At 71.8% G+C, this 22,558-nt stretch carries 12 protein-coding genes and 4 pseudogenes; 13 read left to right on the forward strand and 3 right to left on the reverse strand.

All coding sequences use genetic code 11. The annotated features are described in order from the left end of the window. From ACZ7MX_RS36980 to ACZ7MX_RS37020, 9 genes and pseudogenes are all read left to right on the forward strand, one after another. Positions 1 to 2,202: a putative baseplate assembly protein gene (locus ACZ7MX_RS36980; RefSeq protein WP_472138735.1), complete on the forward strand. Its 2,202-nt coding sequence runs from the start codon at positions 1 to 3 to the stop codon at positions 2,200 to 2,202. Next, on the forward strand, positions 2,202 to 4,376 hold the full coding sequence (locus ACZ7MX_RS36985; RefSeq protein WP_472138737.1) for a phage tail protein: 2,175 nt from the start codon (positions 2,202 to 2,204) through the stop codon (positions 4,374 to 4,376). Before ACZ7MX_RS36980 ends, ACZ7MX_RS36985 begins: the two co-directional genes overlap by 1 nt. Continuing rightward, positions 4,373 to 5,893, forward strand: coding sequence for a hypothetical protein (locus ACZ7MX_RS36990; RefSeq protein ID WP_472138739.1), 1,521 nt, complete (start codon positions 4,373 to 4,375; stop codon positions 5,891 to 5,893). The genes ACZ7MX_RS36985 and ACZ7MX_RS36990 overlap by 4 nt, the downstream gene beginning before the upstream one ends. Continuing rightward, a complete protein-coding gene (locus tag ACZ7MX_RS36995) occupies positions 5,886 to 7,919 on the forward strand; it encodes an AAA family ATPase (RefSeq protein WP_472138741.1) in 2,034 nt (677 codons plus the stop codon). Before ACZ7MX_RS36990 ends, ACZ7MX_RS36995 begins: the two co-directional genes overlap by 8 nt. After that, entirely contained in the window at positions 7,910 to 9,271 is a 1,362-nt protein-coding gene (locus tag ACZ7MX_RS37000) for a hypothetical protein (RefSeq protein ID WP_472138743.1), read from the forward strand. Before ACZ7MX_RS36995 ends, ACZ7MX_RS37000 begins: the two co-directional genes overlap by 10 nt. Beyond that, positions 9,268 to 10,188 (forward strand): hypothetical protein, encoded by a 921-nt coding sequence (locus tag ACZ7MX_RS37005; protein ID WP_472138744.1) that lies wholly within the window; start codon positions 9,268 to 9,270, stop codon positions 10,186 to 10,188. The genes ACZ7MX_RS37000 and ACZ7MX_RS37005 overlap by 4 nt, the downstream gene beginning before the upstream one ends. A 2-nt stretch (positions 10,189 to 10,190) precedes the next feature. After that, positions 10,191 to 13,298: a hypothetical protein gene (locus ACZ7MX_RS37010; RefSeq protein ID WP_472138746.1), complete on the forward strand. Its 3,108-nt coding sequence runs from the start codon at positions 10,191 to 10,193 to the stop codon at positions 13,296 to 13,298. 4 nt (positions 13,299 to 13,302) lie between these two features. Then, positions 13,303 to 16,683, forward strand: a complete 3,381-nt coding sequence (locus ACZ7MX_RS37015; protein ID WP_472138747.1) for an eCIS core domain-containing protein — start codon at positions 13,303 to 13,305, stop codon at positions 16,681 to 16,683. Between the two features lie 211 nt (positions 16,684 to 16,894). Further along, positions 16,895 to 17,371: pseudogene (locus tag ACZ7MX_RS37020) on the forward strand (IS5 family transposase); the annotation flags it as partial. 130 nt (positions 17,372 to 17,501) lie between these two features. Here ACZ7MX_RS37020 and ACZ7MX_RS37025 read toward each other — a convergent pair. Beyond that, entirely contained in the window at positions 17,502 to 17,825 is a 324-nt protein-coding gene (locus ACZ7MX_RS37025) for a hypothetical protein (RefSeq protein ID WP_472138749.1), read from the reverse strand. 208 nt (positions 17,826 to 18,033) lie between these two features. Between ACZ7MX_RS37025 and ACZ7MX_RS37030 the strand changes: the two genes are divergently transcribed. After that, complete coding sequence (locus ACZ7MX_RS37030) at positions 18,034 to 19,026, forward strand: zinc metalloprotease (protein ID WP_472138751.1); 993 nt, start codon at positions 18,034 to 18,036, stop codon at positions 19,024 to 19,026. Positions 19,027 to 19,082: 56 nt separating this feature from the next. Continuing rightward, positions 19,083 to 19,865, forward strand: coding sequence for a hypothetical protein (locus ACZ7MX_RS37035; RefSeq protein WP_472138753.1), 783 nt, complete (start codon positions 19,083 to 19,085; stop codon positions 19,863 to 19,865). A gap of 702 nt (positions 19,866 to 20,567) precedes the next feature. Here ACZ7MX_RS37035 and ACZ7MX_RS37040 read toward each other — a convergent pair. Further along, positions 20,568 to 20,711: pseudogene (locus ACZ7MX_RS37040) on the reverse strand (helix-turn-helix domain-containing protein); the annotation flags it as partial. 127 nt (positions 20,712 to 20,838) lie between these two features. Here ACZ7MX_RS37040 and ACZ7MX_RS37045 point away from each other — a divergent pair. Further along, a pseudogene (locus ACZ7MX_RS37045) lies at positions 20,839 to 20,984 on the forward strand (IS5/IS1182 family transposase); the annotation flags it as partial. Between the two features lie 237 nt (positions 20,985 to 21,221). Next, the gene (locus ACZ7MX_RS37050) at positions 21,222 to 22,121 is read left to right on the forward strand and encodes an NADP-dependent oxidoreductase (protein WP_472138755.1); all 900 of its coding nucleotides are present in this window, start codon (positions 21,222 to 21,224) and stop codon (positions 22,119 to 22,121) included. A 293-nt stretch (positions 22,122 to 22,414) separates the two neighbouring features. On the opposite strand, the pseudogene ACZ7MX_RS37055 reads toward ACZ7MX_RS37050, so the two are convergent. Beyond that, a pseudogene (locus ACZ7MX_RS37055) lies at positions 22,415 to 22,558 on the reverse strand (IS701 family transposase); the annotation flags it as partial.

The raw sequence follows: 22,558 nt of genomic DNA on the forward strand, positions 1-22,558 counted from the left end.
ATGCCCTTCCCACCGCCCGCCCTGGACGACCGCTCCTACGACGACCTCCGCACCGAACTACTGGAACGCATCGCCGTCTACACACCCGAATGGACCGACCGCAACCCCAGCGACCCGGGCGTCACCCTGCTGGAACTGGTCGCGTTCCTCGGGGAGAAGCTGCTCCACCGCTTCAACCAGATTCCGGACGCCACCCGGGCATGGCTGCTGAGGCTGCTCAAGGTGCCGCTGCTGCCCGCGCAGCCCGCCCGCGGCCTGGTCGCCTTCACCCCGGCGCGCAAGCGGCCCGACGGCACGCCCGACGCCGTCGAGCTCGCCGCCCCCACGGCGCTGGGCGCCGGAGCCGTGCGGTTCGAGACCGAGCAGGACGTCACCGCGCTGCCCGTGCACGTCCGGGCGGCCGCGAAGCTCGCCGCGCCGGCACCCACCGACCCCGACCTCCTCTTTGCGGCCGAGGCCGCGCTCGACGCCCACGGCATCGGCGACGACGAGGAACCCGTCTTCTACCGGACGGCGCTGCTGGCGGACGACCCGGCCACGGCCGGTGCCCTCCCGCTGGACGTACCGAAGGCGGTGGACGGCGCCGTGTGGCTGGCGGTGCTCGCCGACGGGGCCGACGACACCGAGGCGTGGAAGCAGGACGGCTCACCACTCGCCGGTGCCGAGCTCAACCTCGGCGTGGCACTCACCCCCCAACTCCCCGGCATGTTCTCCGCCGAGCCGTGCCCCGGTACCCGGCCGACCGGCGAGGGCACGCCGCCGCAGGTGCAGTGGCAGATCTCCACGATCGAGCTGGACACCGAAGTCGGGCCCCGCTACCGGCCGTTGGAGCTGCTCGCGGACTCCACCGGCGGGCTGCGGCGCGACGGTGTGGTCCGGCTGCGGCTGCCCGCAACGCTCGCCGGCATCGGCGTACCGGTCCCCCAGGCACTGGACGCCGAAGGGGTCGGCAGCTTCCCCCCGGCTCTCGACGGCGACGAGACGGTGCTCTTCTGGCTGCGGGCCTTCCCCCTGGCCGGCGGCCCGCAGATCCCGGCCCTGCGCTGGGTGGGCGCGAACGCCGCCGAGGTGGTCCAGGCGGTCACCGCCCAGCCCGAATACCTCGGTACCGGCACCGGCATGCCCGAGCAGCGCTACGCCTTCGCCCACCGCCCGGTCCGGCCCGAGGACCCGCCGGTGCTCGTCGAGGTCGAGGAGAACGGCGTCTGGCGACCGTGGACCCGCGTCGAGTCATTCGCCGCCAGCGGCCCCGACGACCGCCACTGGACACTCGACGCCGGCGCCGGGGAATGCGCATTCGGCGACACGGTGCGCGGGCGGGCACCGCAGATCGGCGAACGGATCCGGGTGCTGCGCTACCGCTACGGCGGCGGGGTCGAGGGCAATGTGGCCGCCAAGGCGATCGGCCGCCTGCTGGGCGGCGAGCCGGCCAGCGTCAGCAACCCGCTGCCCACCGAGGGCGGGGCCGCGGCCGAAACCCTCGACGCGGCCATGAGCCGGATCCCCGGCGAGTTCCGCCGTCACGACCGAGCCGTCACCTCCTCGGACTTCCTGGAGCTGGCCGAACTCACCCCGGGCGGAGAGGTCGGCCGCGCCGAATGCCTGCCGCTGTTCCACCCACCCACCAAATCCCTGGACGCCGCGGGCGTGGTCACCGTCGTGATCTGGCCCCGCCAGGACCCGGCCCGTCCCGACGCCCCCACGCCCGACCGCGGCCTGCTGCGCCGGGTGTGCGCCCACCTGGACGCGCGGCGGCTGATCACCACCGAGCTCTACGTCGTACCGCCGGAGTACCGCAAGATCGCTGTGTCGGCCGGTGTCTCGGTGAAGCCGGGCTACAGCGCGGACGCGGTACGGCACTGGGTCGAGCTGGTGCTGCGTCAGTATCTGGCGCCGCTGCCGCCGTACGGGCCCGAAGGGCGCGGCTGGCCGCTCGGCCGCCGGGTGTACGGCCCGGAACTGGAGGCGGCGGCGCTCCAGGTCGAAGGGGTGGGATACCTGACCGGCCTTGAGGTGGCACAGCAGACGCCCGAGGGCGGCTGGCTGCCCGGCACGGTGGAACTGCAGCCGTGGGAGGCCGTCGAGGTCGTCGCGGTCGCCGTCGTCGCCGGTGGCCCTCCGCCCCCGGTCGGGGAGCAGCCGGGTCCGCCCGAGAGCCCCGGCGTCCTGGTCCCGGTGCCGGTGCCGGGGCAGGTGTGCTGATGGACACAGGCCGGTCCGCCGCGATCGCGGTCGTCGCCCAGTGGCAGCGGTGTGCCCACCACGGCACCGCACTGTCGGCCGAGGACGGGGTGGTGCTGCTGGACTGGCAGGATCCGGCGGGCGATGTCGGAGGCGGGGACCGACCGGGACGGGCCGGACTCACCATCGGGCCCGAGCGGGTCGCCTACCACGCGCTGCCGGAGGAGGGGCGGATCGTCCGGATGCCGTGGCGTCCGGGCGGACGGGCCGCCGGCGTGCGGAGCGACCGCGCCGAGGACACCGGACAGGACCTGCTGGCACGGGTGGGTCCGCCGTCGTACGGCGAGTTCGGCCCGGCGGCGGACACCCACGTACGGCAGGTGAGGGCCGTGGCGCTCGCCCGGACACCAGACGACCGGCTGGCGGTCCTGGACTCCTCCGACGGCACGGTGTTCCTGCTGGACCTGGCCGACCGGCGGGTGTCCCGGCTCCCCGTTCCCGGTACCCCCGTCGATCTGGCCTCGTACGGCGACGGTCTGCTGATCGCCTGCGCCGAGCCGGAGGCACCGCTGTGGCAGGCCGGCGCACGCCACCGGCCCAGGCCTTTCCCCCTGCCGCCCAAAGCGTCCGAGGCGCTGCCCACCGGCGCGGTGCCGGCCGGGGTGGCGGTGGGGCCGCGGGGCGAGGTGTGGCTGCTGTGGCGGGCACCGGACGGGTCCGGCTGGGCGCTCCCGGCCGCCGAGGACCGCATCGCCCGCACTCTCGGTCCGTTCCCGGCCGCCGGCGACATCGAACTGGACGGCTCGGCAGCCCTGGTCGTCGCCGGCCCGGCGGGCGCGACCCTGCGCAGGCTGTCGTTCCGCGACGGCGTCACCGCCGAGGACCGGCCGCTGCGGGCCCCGGGCTACGACGGGCGGGGGCTGGCCCGCACTCCCGACGGGCGGATCGCCTACTGGGGAGCGACCGGTCTGCGCACCGCGTTCGCCGCGCCGGTCCGCTACCGCACCCAGGGCCGGATCGACACCTTCGCGCTGGACAGCGGGGTGTACCGCCAGCGCTGGGGCCGGCTGTTCGTGGACGCCTGTCTGCCGCCGGGCACCTCGCTCTCGGTCGGGTTCCTCACCTCGGACGCGCTCCCCACCGAGGACGGCGTGCCGGAACTCCCCTACACACCACCCGCGAAGTTCGTCCCCCCTGGGACTCCGCTGCCGCCCGGGCCCCCGCTGGCACCGGCCAACGAGGCGGAGCGGCTGCTGGGCGCGGATGCCCGCCCCGAGGACGCAAGCGAGCGGTTCAGCGCGCTCTACCGGCGGGGCGCACAGGAGGTGCCCTGGGCACGGCGGGCGGCGACAGATCCCTTCGTCACCTACGAGACGCCGGTCAACGCCCCTCCCGGCCGCTACCTGTGGCTCCGGCTCCTCCTCACCGGCACCCCCGGCGCCACCCCGCGGCTCCGCGCCCTGCGCCTTGAGCGCACCGGTCACCGTCTGCTCGAACAGCTCCCGGGCAGCTACGCGGCCGAGCCCCGGGCCACCGCCTTCCTCGACCGGTTCCTTGCCCTGGTGAGCGGCCCGCTCACCGACCTCGACACCGGCGCGGTCGACCGTCATCTCCTGCTCGACCCGGCCGGCGGGCCACCGGAGTTCCTGCCCTGGCTCGCCTCACTCGTCGGGCTCACCCTCGACGGGCGCTGGCCGGAGCGGGCCCGCCGGACGATGATCGCGGAGGCGGTCGAGCTGTTCCGGAACCGCGGCACCGCAGCCGGCCTGACCCGCATGCTGGAGATCTACCTCGGGGTGAAGCCGCTGCTGGTGGAGAGGTTCCGGTTCCGCGGGGCGGGTTATGCCGACGGTCCCCCGTTCACCGCGGCGGGCGGCGCGTTCGCCGACCACGCCCACCGCTTCTCGGTCGTGGTACCCGGCGTCCTGACCGAGGAACAGCACGACACCGTACGGCATCTGCTCGATGTGCACCGGCCCGCACACACCCTGGTGGAGGTGTGCTCGGCCGACAGCGGCGCCCGGGTGGGCGTCGGCTGGCATCTGGAGCTGACCTCCGTCGTCGGCCGCAACAGCGGTTTCCGGCAACTGGCCGTCGGCGGGACGCTGGGCCGCAACGCCGTCCTCGGCCGGCCGACGGGCGGGCTCTCGGTCGGCGGCGGCCGGATCGGTACGGACGCGAGGATCGAGTCATGACCGGGGCCGTGATCGACCGCTTCCGCGTGCACTGGCGGCTCGGCGACCCCGGACTGCGCGACGAGGCGGCCGCGCTGCTCGATGCGTTGCCGGACGTCCTCGACCAGGCGCTGGCCGGGCTCGTGGCCCCGGACGAGCAGGTGGCGATCGACGCGCTGCGGGTACCGCCGGTGCGCCTGCGGGCCGGGCGTACCGGGGAGGCGGCACATGCGTGGGCACACCAGGTCGCCGCCACCGTCGCGGAAGAACTCACCACGGGCGGCGCCGCCGTGGTCCGCCATCCCAGCCGGTCCGCCGCGCTGCTGGACCTCACCTTGCGGGTCTGTTCCGGCGACACCTCGTTGCACTGGGCCTGGCGACAGCTGGGGCTGTGGCCGGCCGCCACCCCCGCCTCCGACGGCGCCGACGGGGTGACCGCCGCACTGGCCGCACAGCCGGGCGCGGTTGCTCCGGTGTTCGCCGCGGTCGCCCGGCACGGTGCGCTGCACCGGCTGGTGGCGCTGCTCGGGGTCACACGGCTGGAAGGTCTTGCGGCGGTGACCTGGCAGGCGGCCGGCGGCCCCCCGCCCGCCCTGCCTGGGACGGCATCGGAACGGGACATCCCTCCCCGGACCGACCCGTGGGCGCAGCCGGCGGGCCCTTCGCCGCACTCCGGTCCCGGCGGTCCTGCGTCCTCCCCCTCCGACGTCACGGCGCTGCTGTCGGCTTCACCGCTCGGCATCGCGGCCTGCGCCACCGGTGATTCCCGCACCCGCGCCGCCCTGATCGCACTGGCCCTCGTCGACGCCGACCCCGGGCGGGTTGCCTGTGACGGTGCCGCACTGTTGCCCCGCGTCCTGCAGGCCTGCGACGCGGAGCAACCTGGCACCCAATCGACCGCTGAGAGCGGAAAGTTGGGGCCCGCTTCCCCGCCCGCCGCCGGGTCACCGCCGGGTCCCGGCCACCTCCGGACGGTGCCCGCCTGTCAGGCACGCACCGTCCCGGCTGTCACCGCGCACGCCGGGTTGTTGTTCTGCCTCCACGTCACCGCCCCCGAGACCTGGCGTACGCGCCCCGGCCCCGCCCCGGGAAGCCGGCTCGGCGACCTCGGTGTGCGCCGCACGATGCACCTGCTGGGCCTGGAACTGCTCAGCCGGTCCGCGCCCCGGCTGCCGTGCCCCGACCCCGCCGACCCGGCGCTGCTCGCCTTCTGCGGGCTCCCGCCGTCGGCCGCACCGCCCGGCCCGCCCGGCGACGAGGGCCCGGCCACCATCCGGCGCGCGGTGTGCGGCCTGGCCGACGGCACGGTGCGCACCCTGCGTCAGGCGCTGACCGGCCGGCCACCCGCCCGTCTCACAGACACCGCCCTGCTGGCGCATGTGCTGCACCGCCGGGGAGAGATCACCTCCGCTCCCGGCTGGCTCGACGTACGGCTCGACCTGGACGACGTCTCGGTCGACCTCCGTGCGGTGGGCCTCGACCTCGACCCCGGCTGGCTGCCCGCACTCGGCTGCATCGTGAGGTTCCGTTATGTCTGACAGCCCACCCGCCGTGGCCGCCGGCCACCGCGCCGCCGTCTCGGCCCGGCTGCACCGCGGCGCCCTGGAACTCGCCGGCCGGATCGGCCGGGTACTGGGGTCCGAGCACGAAGCGCACGGCTTCCTCAGCGCCCTCGGCGCCCGCGCGGAGTCCCCCGCCCAGGAACCCGGTGAGATGACGGACGATCATCCGGTGGACCGGTTGGTGCGCGGGCTCCGGCTGTCCCGCGCCGAGGTCGACCTGCTCCTGCTCGCCGTTCTTCCCGACGAGCACGAGGGCCTCGCCGACGTGTTGCGAGAACTGCATCCGGGCCGGGTGCCGGCCGCGACCACGGGCCTGGCGGCGGCGCTCGCGGAGGCCGGTGCACTGCCCGGTGCGCCGGTCGACCCGGTCTCCGCCCGGCTGTGGCTGCGGCGGCTGCTCCGGTGCGGTCCGCTGGCAGGCGCGGGAGCGGTACGGCTGCACGACGACGGCCCGTTCTGGGACCGCACCCTCGGCCTCGCCGACGGTCTGGGCGACGTCCTGCACGCGGTGCCGCGGTGGCCGGCCGGTGCCCGCCGCACCGACCCGGCGCTGATCGGGGTCGCGCCCTCCGGCCTGTGTGCCGAGGACGCCCAGGTGGCCGCGGCACTCAGGGCGGTCGGCGACGGCGTCCCCGTGACGGTGGCCCTGCGCACCGACGACCCGGCCGATGCCGCGCTCCGCATCGCCGGGCTCCTCACGGCCACCGGGCGGGTGCCGGCCGTCCTCGACGTCCCCGTGCTCGACCACCGGTCCGCCCGTGCGATCGCCCTGACGGCGCTGGCACATGGGGTCACGCCCGTGCTCGTCGCCCAGGAACTGCCCGAGGGCGCTACCGTCCTCGACGTCGTTCCGGCGCCCGCGGTACTCGCCGTCCCCCCCGGCACTGCTCACGGCTCGACGCAACGGCCGTTGCTTGCCCTGGACGTGCCGCCGCCCACCCGGGCCGCCCGCCGCGAGCTGTGGCAACGGCTCGCTCCTGAGCTGCCCGAGGCCGCCGAGATCGTGCCGGCGTCGGTCGGGGCGGCGGCCGCGCACGAACTGGCCCGCAATGCCTCCGCCGGCGCGCTGGTCCGCGGACAGCCGCTGCGGCGCGATGATCTGCGCTCGGCGCTGGGCGTCCGCGAGGCCGACAGCACCCCGCCCGGGGTGGTACGGCTGCGGCCCACCGCCACCTGGGACGATCTGGTGCTGCTGCCGGACCGGCTCGCCCAGCTCCGCGAGGCGGTCGCCCGGGTCCACCGCCAGCATGTGGTGCTGGACCGCTGGGGTTTCCTCTCCGGACGCCACGGGCGGCACGGCGTGCGGCTGCTCTTCTGCGGTCCGCCCGGCACCGGCAAGACGCTCGCCGCCGAGGTGCTCGCCGCAGCGGTGGGCCGGGATCTGCTCATCGTCGACCTGTCGCGCACCGTCTCGAAGTGGATCGGGGAGACGGAGAAGAACCTCGGCGCGGCCTTCGACGCGGCGGAGCGGGGTGATGCGGTGCTGCTCTTCGACGAGGCCGATGCGCTCTTCGGACGCCGTACGGAGGTCGGGGACGCCCGGGACCGCTACGCCAACCTGGAGACCGCCTATCTGCTCTCGCGGCTGGCGTCGTTCGACGGACTGGCGGTGCTCGCCACCAACCTGCGGCAGAACATCGACCAGGCCTTCACCCGGCGCCTGGAGTTCATCGTCCCCTTCGATCTTCCGACGGAGGATGAGCGCCGGGCCCTGTGGCGCCGCCATCTGCCGCTCAAGGCCCCGCTCGAAGCCGGTGTCGACCTCGGACAGCTGGCCGCCCTCTATCCGCTGTCCGGCGCACTGATCCGCAACGCCGCCGTGGCCGCCGCGTATCTGGCCGCGCAGACGGACGGCGCGATCGCCCCCGAGCACCTCGCGCTGGCCGTCCGCCGCGAGTACGCCAAGGCCGGCCAGGCCTACCCGGGCGACCCGCCCGGCGTCACCGGCCCCGCACCCGACGTCCCGCCCGCCCACGCAGTCAAGGAGCCGCCGTGTCCGTGACGACACCCCTCACCGAGCTCGCCGACAACGAACACGAGCAGGCCATCGCCGCCGTCAAGACCATGACGGACCGGCTGGCCGAGTGCGATGCCGAGATCGCCCGGCGCAAGACCGCGGCCGCCGACGCGACGGCCAGGCTGGCCGAGCTGGCTGCCGAGGAGGCCGAGATCCGCCGGAAGCTCGCCCTCGCACCGCTGCCGGCCGATGCCGATCAGCTCGTCCGGCAACTGGAGAGCACGCTGATCGGCCGTCAGCAGGCGGTGGCCCAGGCAGCCCGGGCCGAGGACGGCCTCGGAGCCGAGGAACGCCACCGGTCCGCCCTCGCCTCGGCACTGGCTGCCGCCCGCAGCGCGGTGGACAGCAGCACCCGCGCGGCCGAGCAGGCCCACCAGGACGCCGACCAGGTCGAGGCATGGACGGTCGCCGCCCGTTCCCAGCCGGTGACCGAGGCACTCAACGGCGCGAGGGCAGCCCTCACCGCCCCCGTATACACCGATGCCCGGCACCGGCTCGACACGCTGCTCGGCGCCAAACTCGTCGACCTGTTCGTCAGCCGCTGGCACGAGGCCGACGAGCGCGAGGCCGAGTCCGTTGACCGGGTGGCACGGGTCCGCACCGCGCGCTGGGCGCTGCTCGCCGAACGCGGGGACCCGGCGGCCCCGTCCGGCGCCCTGCTGACCGCACGCAGCACCTACACCGCAGCCGTGACCGCACTGCGAGAGGTGGCCGAAGGAGCAACCGTCCGCTTCGACGACGCCCTGCACCGGCTCGCCGAGGTTCGCGGCGCCGCCGCCCCCACCCAGGCCGAGCAGCAGCGGGTGGCGGAACTCCGGCCCGACGCCGAGGCCGCGGCGGCGAAGGAAACAGAGATGCTCGTCGCCGCCGCACAGCTGCGGACCGCCGAAGCCACCCTCGACAGCGCCGTGCTGACCAAGATCCCCGACGAGCCCGACATCGACCCGCTGACCTCCGCGGGCGTGGCCGCCGAGCGGACGGCGGCGGACGCCGCCCGGACGGTTCTGGCGGACAAGCGCACCGCACTCGACGCCGTGCAGCCGGCACTCGACACGTGGGAGGCAGCCCTCCCCGAGAAGCTCAAAGAGCAGATGCTCGCCTTCCTCGCGGCCGATGCCGCCCTCCACCAACTCGGCGTGGACAACCTCGCGGAGACACGCATCGCCGAGGTGACCGCGGCCCGCAACGGGCTCGTCACCGCCCTGCGGACCGCGGCGAAGGCCACCGCCGCCACCAGCCGGCTCGCCACCGAGGCTGCGGCCCGGGGCGGGGACGCCGACGCGGCACGGGCGGTCGCCGCAGCCCGACGCGCCGCACTCGTCCGGGGGGAGGCGTGACGCAGGTGCCCGACAACCGCAGCGCCACCCTTCCGGCCCCCGACCCGTTCACCTCGCTGGCCGCCCACTTCGGGATGCTCCTCGGCGTCGCCGACCTGGAGACGGTCGTCGGTCATGCCTGGGCGAAGATGCGGCTGCACAATGCCTGGCTGCACGGGGGCGGTGTGGTCTGGGGCTTCGGCATCGAGGTCGACGGCCCCAGCCGCGAGGTGCGGGTCGCGCCCGGTCTGGCCATCGACGAACTCGGCCGCGAACTGCACCTGCCGGACCTCAGCTGTCTGGACCTGGCCAAGTGGTTCGACGCGCACAAACAGGAGGTGGAGGTTCGCCAAATTCCGAACGGTGTCGCCTTCGACGCCCATGTGGTCATCCGCTTCCGCGCCTGTCTGGCCCGTCCCGTACCCGCCCTGGTCTCACCCTGCGACGGCGCCGGGGCGGAGACCGCCTTCTCCCGGCTGCGGGAGAGCCCGGAACTCTTCCTGCTTCCTGGGAAGTCGACCAGGACCGTCCGGTATCTGCGGCTGCGCCGCCTGTTCGGCCTGCCCGGAACCGGTGAGGCGGCGACCGACGACGCCATCAACCAGGAAGTGGATCCGCTGCGGGCCGCGGTCACCGCGGCCCCGGAAGCCGACCGGCCCGTCAAGTGGCGCGACGTGGTGCGCCGCTGCGCCGCGCTGGACACCGTCGACCGCCGGCCGGGCGGCCAAGGACCCCAAGAAGGCACCACCCTGCTGCCGGGCACCGAGCCCGCCGATGTCGTACTGGGCGATCTGACCGACCTCAGCCTGGTGACCGTCGACGGAACCACCACCGCCGGTGTCGGCGCGGTCGATGTCGCCACCCGTACGTCCCACGTGGACACCGCGACCCTGGTCGAGCTGGCCTCCGCCGGCGCGATTCCCCATGGAGGTGCCTGACCATGACGGACCTGCTGCCCGGTGTCGACGGCCCGGTCGTACTCACCCACCAGGCGGACGGCCAGGTGGTGATCCCCGTCCCGACCCCACTGACCCGGCTGAACTTCTTCGACGGCCGGAGGCTGAGCGGTACGGATCTCAGCCTGGAGCAGGACGCCGGGCGGTCCCTGCTGTTCGCCCTGGGCCGCACCGGCGGCCCCGGCGTGGCCCACGGACTCGATGTCACCCTCTGCGGCGAGCAGTTGACCCTCTCCCCCGGGCTGGCGGTCGACCCCGCGGGCCGGATCCTGCTGCTCCCCGAGGTCGTGACGACGACCGTCGACGGCCTGCTCGACGCCACCCGCGGCGCGGCCGACGGCACCGCGTCCGACGGGCAGCGGTCAGGTTCGGCCGGCTTCGCACCGTGCGAGACGACCGCCTCCGCCCCGCCCGCCGGGACCGTCGAGGGCACCACCGTCCTCCTCCTCACCCTCGCCTGGGCCGAAGGACTGTGCGGCAACGCCGAGGTGTACGGGGCGCCGTGTGAGCAGGCGTGCGTCCCGACCACCGCACGCCCGTACCGGATCGACGGAGTGGTGCTCCGGCTGCGTCCCCTCACCCTCGGCCCGCTGCCGGTCTCGAAGGCCGTACTGCTGGAGCAGAAACATCTGCGGTCCAGGGTGGCCTCCGCGTACTTCGCCGACGAACGGGCCGCCGCCGGCCCGGCCATGTCCGCGGCCCTGCTGTCCTCGGACCTCTGGTGCCGGAGCGCCACCGGCCCCGACGGAAGTGAGGTGCCGCTCGCCGTGCTGGCACGCTCCGGCCGTACCACGCTGTTCGCCGACGCCTGGATCGCCCGGCGGGAACTGCTGGAGCCGCCCGCGCGCCGTCAGGGCGACGGCCGGCTGGCGATGCGCCCCCGGAGCGTCTTCGCCGCGCAGATCGCCCAGTTCCAGTGCCAGCTCGCGAGACTGCTGGCCGTGGGGCTGCCGGACTCGCCGGACGGCCGGATCCTGACCGACGCCGGCATGGTCGAACTACCGCCCGCGGGCTACCTCCCGGTCGACCCCGCCGGTGATCTGGTCCGGCAGGTCACCTCGCTGCTCGGCCCCGGAGTCGATCTGCGCTTCGTATCGGTACCGACCGATCAGGTACCCCACGAGGTGGCGGACGTCCGGCACCGGAACCGGATCTCGCTGCTGGCGGGCCTGGACGACCCGTCGTCCCGCCCGGACGTCGACATCCTCGTACCGGACGGGCAGTACGCGGCCGCGCCGGGCGTGGGCGGGCGCAGTTGCCGGGCGCGGTTCCGGTTCGACGACCATCGACGGTCGGTCCAGTTCGACGGCACGGCCCGCTTCCCGGCCCGCCACACGGACGGATTCGAGCTGGTGACCGCCGGTATGGGCGTGGTCGGCACCAACCTCGAAGGCGTCAACTTCGTCAAGAGCCTCGCCGAGGCCGTCCCGGTCGGGCCGGACGGGCCGGTGCAGTTCCCCGGCAGCACCTCTCTGGCCCTCCGGATCGACCACCTCCGGCGCATCGCGGACGAGGCCGGGCAGTTCGCCGCCGGGCACACCGGCCAGCCCGCGGTGTTCTCCACCACGAGCGAATTCAAGGAGGACGAGGGCAGACCCATCGCCGCCCGGGCATCCCTCTCCTGCGACCGCGACCTGTGGCGGCTGCGGCCCGGGGACACCACGCTGCTCACCGGGCAGCTCGACCTCCTCGCGCCGTACACCGCCTCGCCTGGCGAGAACGAGGTGAGGGGTCCGGAGGCAGCACTGTTCGAGCTGTTCGGCCGGGTGGAGGTAGCCCCCTACTCGGCCGGGCCCGGGGCCGCCCACCGCTTCCGGTTCACCGGCCAGCTCGCAGTACAACGCGGCGACGACCGGCCCGGTCCCGGACGGTCCGTCACCGTCCGCGGCACCGCGACCCTCACCGAGCGGCCCGGCAGCCGCCTGTTCGAGATCTTCCTCTCGGAAGGCGGCAAGCCGATCACCCTTGAGCTCACGGACGACGGGTCCGTGGCCGGGGCGTTCCCTGGCGACCGGCTCAAGGCCGAGTTCCTCCGGGACCCGGACGTGTTCAGCCCGGAGAACCCGCTACGCCAGCTCGCCGAATCGTCGCTGGGCCTGCTCCGTGGCGCCCGGACCACCGAGACCGGCTTCTACGAACGGGCCCGTGCCGACCTCTTCGGCATCGCCGGGAGCCCGGCGGCCGATCCGGCCCTGACCGCGACCCAGGACTGGGTGGCGTTCCGGCGCCGCCGTGTCGAACCCCTGCCGTCAGCCGCACCACCCCGGGCGAGCAGCGTGGTCGCCTGGGTGGCCGCTGCCGACAACCACGATCTGGCCCAACGGTGGACCAAGCTCCTGCACGCGGGGGAGGCCAACAACCTGCCCTGGCGCCGGGTGCGGACGGTGCTCTTCGATCCCGGTACGGCGCGCTCCCGCACCAGCCCGGACGCACTGCGCCACAGCTACGCGGATACCGGGGCCCCGGCCACCCTCCACCATGTCGGGTTCGGCGCGGCGACCGGCACCCTCCCGGCCGGCGCCGAGCGCGCCCTGGCGATCGTCGACGCGCTGCCGCCCACGGCGGTCCTGGAACCGACGGCCGCCATCGCCCCGGTCGCCGTCGTGCCGTCGGGTCTGTCCGAACCGGAGACGGACGGCAGTGTCTTCCTCATCGCCTATCCGGCTCCAAAGGTCGCCGTGCTGCAGGTGATCGGGCGGAATGATGCCGATCGAGCCTTCTCGGACGCCGTCACCCACCAACGGCTCCCCATCGTCGAGCGCATGACCACCACCCTCGGCACGTTCAGGATGGTCGACGGACGTCTCGACACCCAGGCGTTGTTCGACGCGACCGAGAACGCGACCAACGCAGCCGTACAGGGCCGGGAGGTGCTCGCGCCCACGCCGGTTCTGTGGATCGACCCGGCATGGGCGGAGTCCGAGCCCAAGACGGCGGATCAGCTCATCGCCCAGACCAAGAAATTCGTCGACGGCATCCGAGCCCAACGCAGCCCACAGCTGCTCGCGCTCAACGACATCGCGAGGGTGGCGCTGGCCACGGACGACCGGCAGGCCCTCTTGATCCTCCAGCACAACGCGATCGTCGACTGAGCCCATGAACGCCGCCTCGGACGCCGAACGACGGGGCCAGGCCGCCGCACCCGCGGCGCGCGTGCGGCCGGTGCCGGATGCCTCCGCACGTGCGGCGTCCGGCACCGCGCCCGGAGTCGACGACCGGGCGCGGCGTACGGCACTCGGCCGCCTGGCGGTGCTGGCCAAGTCCGGGGGGACGGCGGACGATGACCGGCTGGAGCGGGACGCCGACCGGGCCGCGGCGCAGGTGATGCGGAGGGCGGTTCGCCCCGGACCGGAGCACCACGCATCCCTCCCAGCCGGGACGCCGTCGTCACCGGCCCAAGCCCCGCTCCCCGAAAGCCTGCAGGCACTCCTGAACAGCAGCGGTCGCGGCCGTCCGCTGCCCGCCGACACCCGTACGTACTTCGAGTCGGCCTTCCGCCGCCACTTCGGTGCGGTCCGGATCCACGACGACGAGGCCGCGCACCGGGCCGCCGAGACCCTCGGCGCGCTGGCCTTCACCCGCGGCAACGACATCTACCTGGCCGCTGGGGCGTACGACCCGGCGAGCGAGTCCGGACTCCGGCTGCTGGCCCACGAGTTGGCACATGTGGTGCAGCAGAGCGGCCGGATCGGGCGCAAGGCCCGGCGAGCGGTCCCGAAGAGTCCCGCCACCGACGAACCCGGTGACGACCATGCGGGAGAGAAGGGCCGGGTCACTACGACCGGGAAGGGGAAGGTGGAGTTCTTCGGACTGCCCATTCCGGAGTTCAAGAAAAAGGCCCTGACCGCCCTGCTCGGCGAGGGCTATCGGATCACGATGAAGAAGTGGGACGGCGCGGAACGCACCGACACCCAGAGCGAGGAGTGGAAGAACCGTGTGCGGGGGCCGGTGAAGACGGCGGTGGCCACCCGGCTCAAGAACCTCCCCCGTGAGCGGGGCGACACCGGCCCCGTGCACTATCTGCAGCATTCTTCCGGCGCCTCGCCGCTCTATCTGATCGGCACCGAAGACGAGATCACCGAGCGGCTCCTCCGCCCGCCCTGGGACAAACAGGGAAACCTCGCGACATTCGACGTCGACCACAAGCTCGAACTGCAGCTGGGCGGCACCGACACCAGCCCGCAGAACAATCTGTGGCTGCTCGAAGCGAGTGCCAACCGCGATGCCGGGCGGAACATCGCCTTCGCCATCAAGACCACGCTGCAGGCGGTCCTCAACGAAGCCACCCCCCACCTGAAGAACCCACCCGGCTATCAACAGGTCCGGAAGACCTATGACGTGAGCGTCCTGGTCGGTGAACTCGAACCGACCAGTGGTGGCCGCGGTGATCCGTCCGTTTTCTGGGAGACCGGCGACATGACGGCCGGCCGGCTGACGCGGCCACTGGCCCGGGTGCCGGCCACCACCCTCCGTCGGCTTCGGGGATCGGCCGGCCATCTGGCGATATTCTCCACCAAATCCGGCGGGGCAGTGCGCCATGTGGAGGAAGGGAAGCAGAAAGGCTGGGCCACGGACGGCCTGTTCGAGGTGCGCGACGTCGACTGGTCCCTCAGCGGCTCGCACACCGGCGCGACCGGAGAAGAAGTCGGCTCGGTCAAGGGAACCGCGTTCAAGGGCAATCAGGTAATCAAGCATGCCCCCTTCGAGCTCCCCTTGCGGAGCATCCAGGGCATCGGTTACGGCGGATACCTCTCCACCGGCCGGTACCCCCTCGTCGCCGAGATGTTCAGCCCCATCGAAATGGAGCAGCTGGACTTCGACGTCAACCATGGTTTCGTCGGCCGCGGGAGAATCCTGCCCGGCCTGCCTCTGCTCGCAGGACGGGCCGACATCGGCATCATCCTCGACGAACGCGGTGTGGGCGTATATGGACTCCTCACGGCGGACAGCTTCAACCTCCCCGGCCCGTTCACGGTCATCGGCGGGCACATCGCACTCACCGCACAACATCCCAAGGGTCTCGCCGCCGCGGGCCGGGTGAACTTCGGCATCGAGAAACTGGCCAAGGGCTGGTTCCAGGCAACACTGAAAGAGAACGAGGGCTTCGGAGTTGCCGGCGAGCTCGAATTCGACACGGAGCTGTTCACAGAGGCCCGCCTCGGCGTCGCCTACCGGGAAGGCAGGTGGGCGCTCCGCGGCACGCTCGGGATCGGCGAGGGCAAGGTCGCCGGAATCAGGAAGGCCTCGGCGACGGTCGAGGTCGACGGCGACCACGTCAAGGGGACCGGCACCTTCGAGTCCTCGCTGAAGGGACTCCAGGGCGGCGCACTCGGCTTCGCCTACGACCCCACGACCGGCACCACGATCGAGGGCCGGCTGACACTCGGCCGGCTGCCCGGCATCACCGGTGGCGCGGTGCAGGCAAGAGTCGCTCCCCGCAAGGACGGTCAGGGCTGGAGCCTCGCCGGGGAGATCACGGCAGAACCGGCGATCCCCGGCGCGACCGGGGCGATCACCGGCCGCTACGAGGACGGCGCGTTCCTCGCCGAGGCCGCCCTCGCCTACCAACGCGGGATGCTGGCGGGACGGCTCCAACTGGGCCTCACGAACCAGAAGCCCGGCCCCGACGGCCACCCGGCCGGCCCACCCCATCCGGGCCCGCTGCTGATCTACGGCGGTGGCGAACTGTCGCTCCACCTCGCTCCCTGGCTCGTCGCTACGGCCCGGGTCACCGTCCGGCCCCACGGCACTATCGCGGTCACCGGTCGCATCGGCCTGCCCGACACCTTCGAGCTGTTCCCCCGCCGTGAGCTCGACCGCCGGCTCTTCTCCGTCGGCATCGACATCCCCATCGTGGGCGTCGCGGTCGCCGGCCAGCGGATCGGCATCTTCGCCACCATCCGCGGCGGACTGGACCTCGTTGCCGGAATCGGCGGCGGCCAGCTGCGTGGCACCGGAATCGAGGTCAGCTACGACCCGGACCGGGAGGACGCCACCCAAGTCGTCGGCGACACCCGGCTGGTGATCCCGGCCGACGCCGGTCTGCGGCTGTTCGTGCAGGGCGGCATCGGCGCTGGCATCCCCGTCGTGAGCGCGACCGCGGGCATCGAACTCGGCGGCCAACTCGGCCTGGCCGGCCAGCTCACCGCGGACGTCCACCTGCTCTGGACCCGCGCACGGGGCCTGGTCCTGGACGCCGAGGCCGGCCTGACGGCCCAGCCCGTCTTCCGCTTCACCGCCGACGCCTTCGTCCTCGTCACCGCCGATCTCTTGCTCACCACCGTGGAGCTGTACAGCAAGCGGTGGAAGCTGGCGGCCTTCGACTACGGCTCGAACCTGACCTTCGGCGTCTTCCTCCCCCTCCACGCCGAGGGAGGGCGCCTTGACTTCAGCTTCGACAAGATGCGCTTCGAGTACCCGAGCATCGACCCCACGGAACTCGCCCGGGGCGTCCTCCGTCGCATCATCGACAGCTGACCGGCGAGCGCCGACCACCACGGCAGTGCCTCACACGTTCGGGCCTGTTGGGCCCGGGACGCCATGCGGAGTGATCGCGAGGTCTTGCAGCCGCCTACCCACCTGCTCGGACGCTCCCGCGCGTCCCCGCCCACGGCAACCCCTCGTTACCGCCACTGTCCGGTTCGGAACCGCATCGCTCGGCTCGGCCTCCCGGGGGATCCGCAGCCCCGGACTCGGGCGCTCTCGGGGCGGGCTGACCAACAAGATTCATCTGACCTGCGACGCGGCGGGCCGCCCGCTCGCCTTCACCCTCACCGGCGGGAACACCAACGACTGCACCCAGTTCACCGCCGTGATGGAGGCGATACGGGTGCCCCGCATCGGCCCGGGGCGACCCCGGAACCGGCCGGCTCACGGCCTGGGCGACAAGGGCTACAGCTCCAAAGCCATCCGCACCTGGCTGCGGCGGCGAGGTATCAGCCACACCATCCCCGAACGGGCCGACCAGATCCGCAACCGACTCCGGCGCGGCAGCCGCGGCGGCCGCCCGCCGGCCTTCGACAAGCAGCTCTACAAACAGCGCAACGTGATCGAACGCTGCTTCAACCGACTGAAGCAATGGCGCGGCATCGCCACCCGCTACGACAAGACAGCCGAGTCCTACCAGGCTTCCATCACCCTCGCATCGCTTCTGATGTGGGCGTGACATTGGACGACAACTCCTAGTGCCGTGACCGGGAACGTTCACCGTAGTGCGGTTGTGGTGGATGGATGGTGTCGCGGGCTGGTTGCCCGACCGCTTCGACATCGCATCGGGTCTCCGACTGACTGAAGTATCACTCCGGCGTCGAGCGGATCTGCAGGATGTGCTCATCGCAGCGCACGATCTCCAGTTCACGGTCCGGCTCGGCGCTGCCTGTGAAGGAAATGACCAAACGGCGGTTCTCCGCGAAGTGCCATCGGCCGAGTGCCGATTCCGGAGCGTCTGCCGGGCCCACGGGGTAGTCGATGAAGGTGCCGTCCGCCTGGAATTCCAGCCCGCCACGACCGCGTGCGAGCGGGAAGTCGTAGGCGTCAGGCCGGTAGACGGTGATGCCTTCGCGGTCTTCCTCGAAGGAGTGCCACCACCTCTGAAACAGAGTGCGGGGAAGCTCGTTCATCACTCAACCACCTCGCTGCCGCATATGCCATTTGCACCATTTGTCCGTCATGCCTACTCTCAAGTGTAGGGGTGGCGACAGATGCATCCGCGCAGCAGGGAGTACGGCCCCGCGCGCTTTCCGTCCCCACGCGGACATCCGTTTCGGCGCTCGCATCACGAGCGGCATCCCCAGAGACTGAGCCCAGACACCGGCAGGTGACACCACCATGTCTGACGAAACCGAACGCAGCGCATCGCCTGAGTACACCGACTGGTGCGCCACGATGAGAGCCCATCACGCGCTCCTCGACACGACGGCCGACTACGCCGAGAACCGCACGCTGGTCGAGGAGACCGCATCCGCCTACGAACGCGCCCACCAAAGCGGGGAGCGGAGAACGGCGAGGGAGGGCGTGATCGACATCCCCGTCGTTGTGCACGTCGTCCACAGCACCGATGAGCAGAACATCAGTGATGCACAGATCCGCAGTCAGATCGACGTGCTCAACCGCGACTTCCGGAAACAGAATCCGGACGTCGGCAATGTGCCGCAGGTATGGCGCAACATCGTCGGCGACCCCCGCATCAGCTTCCACCTCGCTGCCACCGATCCGCTCGGCCGCCCGACGGACGGCATCACGCGCACCAGGACCACGGTCGCTTCCTTCGACGCCCCGGACCCCAATTCTCCTGACCCCGACAAGAGAACCGACAACAAGGTCAAGTCCGCACAGACCGGGGGCCAGAACGCCTGGCCGGCAGACGCCTACCTCAACATCTGGGTGTGTCAACTGGCAAGAGGACTGCTCGGCTACGCGCAGTTCCCCGGTGGACCGGCAGCCACGGACGGTGTCGTCATCACCTACAAAGGCTTTGGAACCACCGGGACCGCCGCCGCGCCGTTCAATGGCGGCCGCACGGCGACGCACGAGATCGGGCACTGGCTCAACCTGCGACACATCTGGGGCGACAAGCGGGGCTGCGCCGGCGACGACTTGGTTGCGGACACCCCGAACCAGGAAGGGCCCAATTTCAGGACTCCCGCATTCCCGCATGTGACGTGCAACAACGGGCCGAACGGGGACATGTTCGTGAACTACATGGACTACACCGACGACGTCGCGATGTTCATGTTCACGACGGGCCAAGTGGCACGCATGGAGTCCACCTTCGAAAACGCCCGCAGGTCGTTCGCCACCCGCCAGCTCGTCATGGCGTGACCATGGATCTCCGGCGAGTCACACACGGGACCACAGGCGCACGGCAGGCCGGTGCGGTGACCCCAACGGCCGCGACTGCGGAAATCAAGATCAGCTTTTCTGGAGACGAGGCCCGGGAGGCGGCCCGTGCGCTCGAACTCCAGGGGAGCGAGAGCCGCAGTCGCACCATCCACTTCTGGGACAGCCCGAGGAAGAGCAGCGAAGGCATCTCGCTGCCCTTCCTCGACCTCGGGGTCATCTTCCGCCTGCGTATGGACGACGAGGTCCAAGGGCCCAAGCGGGAGACAGACATGACGGTCAAGCTGCGGCCTTGCCCCCCACTGCCAGGCGACTGGCAGAGCAACCTCAAGGACGAGGACGACGACTGGGAGTTCACGATCGAGGAGGACCGGACCGGTCCCACCTTCACTCCGGTACTGTCCGCCTCACTGCAGGCCGAGCGGAAGGTCGAGGCGAAGCACATCGAGGCGGCGCTCAGGCCCGAACCCGAGCCCGGCGCGCTGGATCACCTTCTCGCCAAGCCGCACCGCCACCTCCTCAAGGATGCGGTCGGGTTGAAGAAGGGCGATCTCATGGATCTGACAGCGCTCGGCCCGGTGCACGCCGTCAAGTGGAAACAGGAATGGGACACTCTGCCCAGCCCCGTGGCCATCGAGGCGTGGACCACCAGGGGCCTGCGCTTCCTTGAAGCCTCGGTGCGCACCAGCGCGGGCGATGCGGCCAAGGCCGAGAGGCAACTCCAACAGTCCCTGCAGAGGCGCCACGTCGACCTCCCGCGATCCGGCGAGACCAAGACCCGGGCCGTGATGAGTGCCCTCGCTCACGACCTGAGCTTCTGACGAAACCCGTTGGATCTACCTGAACGCGCAGGTCGGAGGTACCGGCCGGTCGCGACGTCGTGGCCACGCTCGGCGAGGAACCGCAGAACCTCGCCGGCCTCGACGCCTTCGGGTGCCGGCTGTGCTGGGCGCCGAGTGGTAATACCACACAAGGAACGAACAATGCCTGCAGCGACCCGCGGTGCTCCCGTGCTGCGGGATGGGCACGCAGGCCTGCTGCCTATGCAGCCTCGCGAAACGAGATGAAGAAAAGATGAGGCCCTGTGTCACATCAGGTCGGATCCGCCTCCCCTCTCTTCATTGAGGCGGCAAGGTGCCGTCCTCGGTGAGGAGGCGCAGATGAATCCGCACGAGGTCACGCCGAGCGGGCGAGGGCTGCGATGAACGGCATTCTGCCGCGTCCGTCGGAGGTGGGGCACTGGCTGGGGGTGCTGGTGGAGGGCGGCCTGGCGAGCCTGTGGTGGATCGCGGCTGTCGCCTTGGTCGCTGGGGCTGGGTGGGTCGCGGCGGCGGTGTGGTGGCGGCGGTGGGCGGTGCTTGAGCTTGCCGGCCGTGAGCGGGTCGAGCTGGTGCCGGCGGCCACGTTCGACCCCGAGCAAATCGACTGCTCGGCGACCGTGTGGTCACGCGTGGGCACCAGGGTGCCGTCCACGATCAGCACGTGGAGCGGTCCTTCAGCCCCTCCAGTCCCTCTGCCTCGTGGCGTCGCAGCCAGCGGTAATAGCACTGGCGGCTGATGCCGTAGTAGCGGCAGGTGGCGGCAACGCTGCCGCTCACCTCCTCCGCATGGCGTATCACCGCCAGCCGGTGCCTCGCACGCCTCGATAGATCGCGTTCGGTCATCATGCAGGTCTCCTAGATGCGAGAGACCCACCTGTCAACAACGTCCGTCAGTCTTAGATCTTGTATGCCCTGGTGAGTTGAGGCTTGCAACGGCTGACACAATGAGGTGGATGGGCGCTGATCGCCGTGTCTGAGGCGTGAGTTGAGCGTTCGGTTCGATGTGGCGACATCGCCGTGGATCGTGTCGGATGAGCTGCGAGACCGCTTTGGGAGCCGCTGCTGCCGCAGCGTGAGCGGCGCTTTCGCCTCGAACACGATGACGTACGCCCAGACCCGACCCAAGGTCCAGGTGCAGATCTATCCCACGATTGGCTCAGTCAGACACTCTTCAAATGGGCCACGTGTCCGGGCCACTAGCTGCATAGGCTCGACACCAATTGCGGCTGGGACCACGAGCGACCGCTGTAGGGGATCCCGAGGTCGACATTGGTGCCTGCTTTGGCTTTCCGGCTCGTACCTCCTGGTCGGCCGGACTGAGTGAGAGGACAAAGATCTGCTGTGAAGGCGTGCGGAGTGACAGGGGCCGAGAAGGAAGTCGCCCTGCTGGAGTTGCCCGAACCGTCATCTCCCGGGCCCGGTCAGATCCTGGTGGCGGTTGAGGCGGCCGGGGTCGGCCCGTGGGACGAACTGCTCAACGGCGCTGGTTGGGACGTGGGGCTGCGCCCCCCGGCGGCGCTGGGGGTGGAGGGCGCGGGCAAGGTGCTGGCGGTCGGCGCGGGTGTCACCGGGTTTGCCGTAGGCGACCGGGTGCTCGCACACGAGGCCCCGCTGCCCGGGGGAAGCGGCTTCTGGGCCGAACGCGTTCTGATCAACGCGGATCACGCGGCAGCCTGCCCACCCGGGCTGGATGCCGTGCACGCGGCGGCGCTGCCCGTCAACGGACTCACCGCGTGGCAGGCCCTGGAGAAGCTGGACCTCAGCCGAGGACAGCGGCTCCTGATCACCAACGGAGGCGGGGCCACTGGAGCCCTGGCCATCCAGCTCGCCGCGGCCAAGGGCATCGAGGTGACCACGACCGCGTCTGCTGCCGCCGCAGAGCGCCTGCTCGGTCTGGGAGCGATCGAGGTTGTCGACTACCACGACCCGAACTGGCCGGCCAAGGTACGCGGCGGGTTCGACGCCGCCCTTACCATCGCCACCAGCACGGCGGACGCCGTCCTGCCTTTGGTGCGGGACGGCGGCCGACTGTGCTCCCTGACCTCGGACGCACCTCCGGAGGAACGAGGCATCACGAGTTGGGACCTCTACGTCGAGCCCAACGCCGCGCAGCTTGTCCAGATGGCGGAGCAGGCCGCCGCGGGAACCTTGAAACTCGCACCGGAACCCCTGCCGCTGAGCGAGGGACCGGCTGCGTTCGCCCGGGTGGTTACCGGACGGGCCGGCGGCAAGAAGATCGTGCTCACCCGAGCATGACCCGACCGGGCACCGCCCCCTCCCGATGCTGGGCCACCGTGCCCGCCAGGCGCGATCGAGAAGTCGTCAGGCTGAGAGTGGGCGAGGCGAGGAGGTGCTGGCGAGGCTTGCTCACGCCGCCTGCCGCGCCGCGGCCGCCACGGCAGGACGTAACCCACACCGCAAACAACGGCTAGTAGGGCTTTGTTAGGTGGTGTCGTAGGGCTGCCAGGGGGTGGGTTGGTGGCATACGGAGCAGGTGCCTGTCCAGGTGGCCAGCAGGTGTTGGAGGAGGCCCAGGGCCTGGTAGAGGGTCAGGCCCTGGCAAGGACTTTTGGGTTCCTCCGCTGTTCGGTCAGGAACAGGTGGGCGGCGGTGACGAGGGTGACGTGTCGGTGCCAGCCGGCGAAGGAGCGGCCTTCGAAGTGGTCCAATCCCAATACCGTTTTCAGCTCTCG

It is taken from the genome of Streptomyces sp. NPDC107765, assembly GCF_055657085.1.

Bases quoted from the DNA above. Each gene is read 5' to 3' on its own strand.
- ACZ7MX_RS37010 (WP_472138746.1), top strand. From the start codon at position 10,191: ATGACGGACCTGCTGCCCGGTGTCGACGGCCCGGTCGTACTCACCCAC.
- ACZ7MX_RS36990 (WP_472138739.1), top strand. From the start codon at position 4,373: ATGACCGGGGCCGTGATCGACCGCTTCCGCGTGCACTGGCGGCTCGGC.
- ACZ7MX_RS36985 (WP_472138737.1), top strand. From the start codon at position 2,202: ATGGACACAGGCCGGTCCGCCGCGATCGCGGTCGTCGCCCAGTGGCAG.
- ACZ7MX_RS37030 (WP_472138751.1), top strand. From the start codon at position 18,034: ATGTCTGACGAAACCGAACGCAGCGCATCGCCTGAGTACACCGACTGG.
- ACZ7MX_RS37025 (WP_472138749.1), bottom strand. From the start codon at position 17,825: ATGAACGAGCTTCCCCGCACTCTGTTTCAGAGGTGGTGGCACTCCTTC.
- ACZ7MX_RS36995 (WP_472138741.1), top strand. From the start codon at position 5,886: ATGTCTGACAGCCCACCCGCCGTGGCCGCCGGCCACCGCGCCGCCGTC.
- ACZ7MX_RS37015 (WP_472138747.1), top strand. From the start codon at position 13,303: ATGAACGCCGCCTCGGACGCCGAACGACGGGGCCAGGCCGCCGCACCC.
- ACZ7MX_RS36980 (WP_472138735.1), top strand. From the start codon at position 1: ATGCCCTTCCCACCGCCCGCCCTGGACGACCGCTCCTACGACGACCTC.